Annotated in this window: 3 protein-coding genes, 1 rRNA gene and 1 pseudogene; 3 read left to right on the top strand and 2 right to left on the bottom strand. The window is 38.1% G+C overall.

Features of this window, described 5'->3' with window-relative positions:
• The first annotated feature begins 611 nt into the window (after positions 1-611).
• Complete coding sequence (locus NLX67_RS22275) at positions 612-1,880, top strand: ATP-binding protein (RefSeq protein WP_254313584.1); 1,269 nt, start codon at positions 612-614, stop codon at positions 1,878-1,880.
• Between the two features lie 1,099 nt (positions 1,881-2,979).
• On the opposite strand, the pseudogene NLX67_RS22270 reads toward NLX67_RS22275, so the two are convergent.
• A pseudogene (locus NLX67_RS22270) lies at positions 2,980-4,015 on the bottom strand (IS1595 family transposase).
• 112 nt (positions 4,016-4,127) lie between these two features.
• On the opposite strand from NLX67_RS22270, the gene NLX67_RS22265 reads away from it, so the two are divergent.
• Both NLX67_RS22265 and NLX67_RS22260 read left to right on the top strand, forming a co-directional pair.
• A complete protein-coding gene (locus NLX67_RS22265) occupies positions 4,128-4,280 on the top strand; it encodes a hypothetical protein (RefSeq protein WP_254313583.1) in 153 nt (50 codons plus the stop codon).
• Positions 4,281-4,437: 157 nt separating this feature from the next.
• A complete protein-coding gene (locus tag NLX67_RS22260) occupies positions 4,438-5,217 on the top strand; it encodes a site-specific integrase (protein ID WP_254313582.1) in 780 nt (259 codons plus the stop codon).
• 901 nt (positions 5,218-6,118) lie between these two features.
• On the opposite strand, the gene rrf is transcribed toward NLX67_RS22260, so the two are convergent.
• Positions 6,119-6,199, bottom strand: a 5S ribosomal RNA gene (rrf, locus tag NLX67_RS23475); the annotation flags it as partial.

The raw sequence follows: 6,199 nt of genomic DNA, 5'->3' as shown, positions 1-6,199 counted from the left end.
CCCAATTCGTACACACACTTTTGAAATAAAAAACACTAATAAAAAGTAAAAGAAAGCTGTTGACTAAGCGTAAGAAAGTTGTTTGAATTAGTGTAGACATTCCATTCCCTTTTATTCAGTTGCAGGAGTGGCAAGCAAATACATTTTCCCTTCATTTTTATATACCGACTTTTATGCTCCCAAAAATCGACTTGCCTTTCCATAAGCAGTTGGCTTTTACTGAGGTTGCTCAAATATTTGACGTTGAACATGATTTCGCAGAAGAACGTTTTGAACGCTGGCTGTTACAATGCGCTGTAGTGCGTTACGGACACTAGACGTTAAACAGCCCCTTTTCTCCTTGCTTATCAGATTCTATATAGGGCTAAGAACAACTTTACTATAGGTTGCTCTTAGCTTTTTTATCGTTATTTGTCGAAGAAAAATGTAGAACTTCGACTTTTTTTATGGGAAGATAGAGATAAGTATCTAATTTCCATAATTTGATCTTATTGAAATTGAAGTTTTACAAACGTAAATTTGTTGATTAATCGTTTCTTATCTCTAAACATTACCAGGAGTTGGCGCAGTTGTTGTGATTATAAAATGGAGTAACAAGAGGAGTAATAGGTATGAACACCACATTCGAAACGTTTCAAGTCCTTTTATTACACATTCTTTTAGTTCTTACTTTTTTCTTTATATTTGTATATTTTATTCAATCTAAATGGAACCAGTTAATGAATGGATTTTTAAGTGTTCTTGTCTCTGGGTGTGCCATTATCCTTTTTATGACTTTTCCGATTATCACACCAGGCCATGCAGTGGACTTTCGTCAGATTCCGTTTATTATTGGCGCTTTATATGGAGGTCGAAGAGGTGCTTTTGTTCTGTTCAGCATTATTATCACCTATCGACTGTATTTAGGATACCCTGACTTTCAAGGGTTTTTTCTAGCATACTCTTCCCTCTTAATTGTGCTGTGGTTTGTGATCCCTTTCTTCCATAAAGCAGTTACCATAAAGAAAAAAGTGTACTTTGTCCTGCTAGTTTCATTCTTAGCGGTACTAATGATTGTATTCACCTTTTCTTTATCTTTCCCTGCACTAACTAATATTCGCTATCTTGCATCTGCGTTCATTTTTTTTCTTGTTCAATCTATTGTGCTCTCTTTTATTGTAATATTTATTGAAAATTCAAAGATTAAAAAGAATTTGACCAAAGAAATCAGGAAACTTGAAAAGCTAAGAACCGTCAGCGACATTGCGGCCAGTATTTCTCATGAAGTCAGAAATCCCCTTACGGTTACAAGAGGATTCATTCAATTGTTGGATGATGATCATCTTACAAATGAGCAAAAAAAATTTTATATCTCTATCTCTCTTGAAGAATTGGACAGGGCTGAATCGATTATTAACGATTACCTCACCTTTGCAAAACCTTCATTAGAAAATATTAAGATAATAGATTTAAAAAAGGAACTCACGTATGCGTTAAAAGTGGTAAAACCTTTTGCCGCTATGAGTAATGTGTGTATTGAGGTGCAGTACGATGCAGACCTCTACATTGCAGGTGAAGAACAAAAATTTCATCAGTGCGTGATAAACCTCACTAAAAACGCCATTGAAGCGATGCCTGAAGGGGGAAAATTAACCATTGCGTTACAGGCGTTGGATGGCAAAGCGGTCATCACCTTGAGTGATACGGGTGTCGGCATGACGAACGAACAAATCGATCGGCTAGGCACACCTTACTTTTCGACAAAAGAAAAGGGAACGGGGCTCGGGACAATGGTGATCTTTAGCCTTGTGAAAGCGATGCAGGGTGAAATTAAAGTGGACAGCAAAGTGGGGAAAGGAACCCGTTTTACGATTCTCTTCCCAACAGTTGAACATTTGTAGGATTGGTGAACCCGTACTCCTTTCCCCCTTTTCTTTATAAAGGATTAGTGGCTGATACAGCGGTTTGTAACACTTAATGAAATAATTTTTTCTCATCCAATCCCTCTCTTTTATGAGTTGGGGTTTTTTTAAACTTAAAAAGAACGTATATTCTACACGAGGGGCTGATTTATCATGATTTGTAGCATATAATATCCTGAAAATCTACATGTGTATTGTAGGTATGCAATTCTTGATAATAGTTAACAAGCTTTGTATGCTTTCCCCTATTGAAGCTACACCCGTATAAAAAACACTTGATATAGACGAAAGGTGGCGATGAAATGGCATCATTTAGAAAGTATCAGACGAAGCAGGGAGAAAAATGGCTTTTCAAGCTGGACATAGGCAAGGCCGGCTACTGGTCAGCGAAGAACGACAACGCGAAGAGGATTTACTAAAAAGAAGGCTCTGTTAAAGCCTAATGTTGATAAAAGCCCTGTTTGTTCTGTGATACACCTTATAGACGAACTGTTAATTAAACATATACTCTATTTTTTTGCAGTTTAATTAACTGTGTAAAGAAGTAAATTTCTTTAGTATAATTAAGCATCACAACATAAAAGAAAAATTTCTTTGAAGCTCTAATTGGTAAAAGAAATTGAATTAATATAAGGGAGCAACACAGTGAAAATTTTTAGAAACAGAATAATGTTCTTATTTATTCCCACACTAATTCTCTGGGTAATAGCAGGGTTTATACTTTTAATTTCCCCTTGGTATTACGGTTTTTACAATGATTATAAGAGTGGTGCCTATATCCTCATTGCTATCGGAATATATCTGACAATTATTGAAGGCTATTTGAAAAAAAGGACCTCTAGGAAAAAATTAATTGGCATAGGCTTAGCTTTTTTATTCACTATTGTAATGAGTCTAATCAGTATTTACTTTTGGTGATTTTATACTAATTCAGTACGAACTATATCTCCAATTTTTAGTTTTCTTTATCAATTGTAGTCAACAGTTTCGGTCCACAGCTCCAATGGAAAGACGAGGAATCCACGATATTTTTGGTTTACTCGTCTTTCTTAACCAAATCTATCGTTATCGCTATAACCTATACCTGAAACTTCGACCGACGTAAGGTATCATACGTATCGGTCATCTCAAACATAAAGGAGGTTGGAGGTTACTAACAATTCTTTGATATTGTGCCTCGTGCTTTCATTGCTGCGGCTATCCACGAATAAAAACCAGGAGAGGTAGTTGTCCAAATATTTGGTAGCCACTCCTTTAAAGCGGTCTAACCAGCGCTTCATGCGTGAGTGGAGTCCGTTTACATTTTGAATGTGATACAAGCCCTTCATAACATGCTTGCCATCATTGGATTTAATCCGATAATGTTCCATTCCCTTTTCTTTCGCATAGGTTTTGTATGCTCTCCATACATCCGTCACAAGTACATTATCAGATGACAATTTGGAGCCAATCATCTTGTCCACTTTGGTTTTTACAACACGCCCCATACAAGCCACTCTGGAGACTGTCGCTTTTGTACGGTCTCTGGCAACCAAAACACAAACTTGTTCGTGGCTGATGCCTCTATGCTTGGACTTCCCGCCACGCTTACGCGGCTTACGCCCAGCAATGCCACGCTGCCCTTTTTGTGAATATAAGAAATAGGTCTCGTCCACTTCCACGATACCTTCAAATTCCGCAAAATCTATTTGTTTCAGAGCGTTTAATAGCTTGTGTCTCCAATAAAAAAGTGTGACCCACGTTACACCTACGATATTTGCTGCTTTTCGAAGCGAATACCCTTTGAACATACAGTCCACAAAAGTAATCCATTCGTCGCCTTTTTGCGTACGATAAAGCACCGTATTGGTTGTGTCTGAGAATGTTTTTCCGCAAGCTTTACAGCGATAACGCTGCCGACCATTATTCTTTCCGAATCGAACGACGTGTTCTGAGGTGCAATGGGGGCATTCAAAGCCTTCTTTAAAACGAGTTTCCCGCATCTCCGTGATGAGGCGGACGCCAATGGAAGAAGAGGGCTGGACATAGCGTTTTACCCATTGATAAACCTGCTCTTTTTGCGCATGCGGCAATTTATCAATATATTTTAATAAGTTATTGAATGCTTTGCTCAACATTACAACCTCCCGAATGTTTGTTCTTACGTAATTATACCAAAATTCAGGGAGGTATCAAATATCAACAGCAAACTTTAACAGAGACATCCATGCTAATAAGATTCGCACCATGGCGCATGAAAAAACGTCTTTTTGGAAGGATATTTTCAGGGTAGCCAAAAAGAAAGATGCAGAAGTAGCTGCGAATGAGCTTCTTGCCTCGCTGCGGAACAATACGTATAACAATCGAAAAATAACATCTGAACAGGGATATCAGGAGTGACTGCAATATAACCAAGACAGTTGGCGCCTGAATACTCCCCTAAGCCGTGAAGCAACTTTCTGGAACCAATATCCTTCCCTTTTTTGCAAAACTGGAAATAAGAAAGCTCAATCGAGCATACTGCCAGCGGTTTGTAGACAACCTGGTGTCTAAAAAAATGAAATTACTTCAAACCCAGGTAACTGCAGCCAGATTAGTATTTAAGCATGCAGTCAGGTATGAATACATTGAAAAAAACCCACTTGATCTTGTCTACTATCCAAAAATACAGGAGGAAGAAGAGGAAACCGAACAAAGGGAATACTGGACCAAGGAAGAAATTATCCAGTTTCTTGCGATTTCTGAACAGCAGTCAGAATTGAGGGATTTTGTTGCCTTTCGCCTCTTGCTTTTCTCAGGCATGCGCCGTGGTGAATTATGTGCGTTGACCGATGAGGACATTAATTTTGAACAGCGAACCATTAAAGTGAACAAGACATTTGCATGGAAGAAGGCTCATATAGTCAAAATTGAACCTCCTAAAACTAAGAACTCTATCCGGGAGATTTCGATTGACCAAACAACGTTAGCATTGATTAAAAAGCTGATCACCGCGAATAAGAACCAGGATCTGCAGGTTGGTGCCCGTTCAAGTCGTTCCAGGCTGATTTTTTATCGATATAAAGATTCAGAAAAGGCTCCTCTTACACCCATGCATTTCAATAAAAAACTAGATATATTATGTAGGGAACACCATTTCCATCGTATTACTGTTCACCAACTGAGACATTCCCACGCTTCTATACTGTTTAAAGCAGGAGCAAATGTCAAAGACGTCCAGGAAAGATTAGGCCATGCAGACATTAAAACCATCTTAAATATTTATACCCACGTCACAGATACAAAGCGGGAAAAAACAGCTGATCTGTTTGCGAAACACATGGAAAATCAAAATTAAGCGGTCAAAATGCGGTCAAAAGATAAAAAACAGCCCTTTCACTCATTAGAGAAAGGGCTTAAAACCTTGATACAACAACGTTTTTTAGCTTCTAAAACAAAAAAAGGATTATACTTGGTCAATATAATCTTCTTTTATGTCAAAGGAAACAGATCGATTTTTAATTTTCTTTACAATCCCTTTCATGAGCCCAGTGTCCCATGAATTAGCAGCTTTAAAAACTCCTGCTATTCAGGAGACCGGGTGTCTTTTTCTTTAAAAGAACCAGACGTTTCATTCTCTTGAATCCATCGGTCAAGTGAGGAAGGAGTAAGATCATCTTCGTGATAATTGTTCGTCTCGCTATTCCGTTTTCGTAACTACTGCACCATCTGTTGTTTAAATTCAGGCGTGAAAGCACAGCATTCTCGCTTGATCATAGTTTGGGTGGACTTCAAATTAAGTCTATGTGATCCTATTTTTCTGTCTAGATAGTGTAGAGGATTCAAAATGCTGAAGACGTGTTCTATCAAGGTTTAATATTATATTTGATCAATAATTCACTTACATAGATCCATTTTCTTGTGAAAGCCTATCTTTGTGGAAAGGTATGTGCAAATGGAGCAAAAAACATGAGGCGGTCTTACAAATATAGAGAAATTTTTATCTGGTGGCAGCTCTCTCTTATTGGGGCAGAGTGCACTTCCGCACAGGATTTTTCCTGAGATTAAATATTGCCGTTCAGATGCAAGCTCATCTGTTATTTTGACTTTTTTAATGGTTTCATGTGGGACGTATATTGTATTTTAATTATTCGCAAAAAGGACCCTTTCGCTCCTATGTTAAAAAGTATAGAGGCGTTCATTACAACTATAAAAAATTTCAACAAAAAAAGAACAGCTTCCGCTGTTCTTTTTGATTTGCCTGGCGGCGTCCTGCTCTCACAGGGGGAAACCCCCAACTACCATCGGCGCTGAAGAGCTTAACTGCCGTGTTCGGGATG

Origin of the sequence: Domibacillus sp. A3M-37 (genome assembly GCF_024213455.1) — a bacterium.
GTDB lineage: Bacteria > Bacillota > Bacilli > Bacillales > Domibacillaceae > Domibacillus > Domibacillus tundrae.
The sequence above is the reverse complement of the archived record's forward strand: the minus strand, read 5'-3'. Positions and strand labels throughout refer to the sequence as shown.

Coding starts and splice junctions, on each gene's coding strand:
- NLX67_RS22275 (WP_254313584.1), top strand. CDS start 612: ATGAACACCACATTCGAAACGTTTCAAGTCCTTTTATTACACATTCTT.
- NLX67_RS22265 (WP_254313583.1), top strand. CDS start 4,128: ATGGCGCATGAAAAAACGTCTTTTTGGAAGGATATTTTCAGGGTAGCC.
- NLX67_RS22260 (WP_254313582.1), top strand. CDS start 4,438: ATGAAATTACTTCAAACCCAGGTAACTGCAGCCAGATTAGTATTTAAG.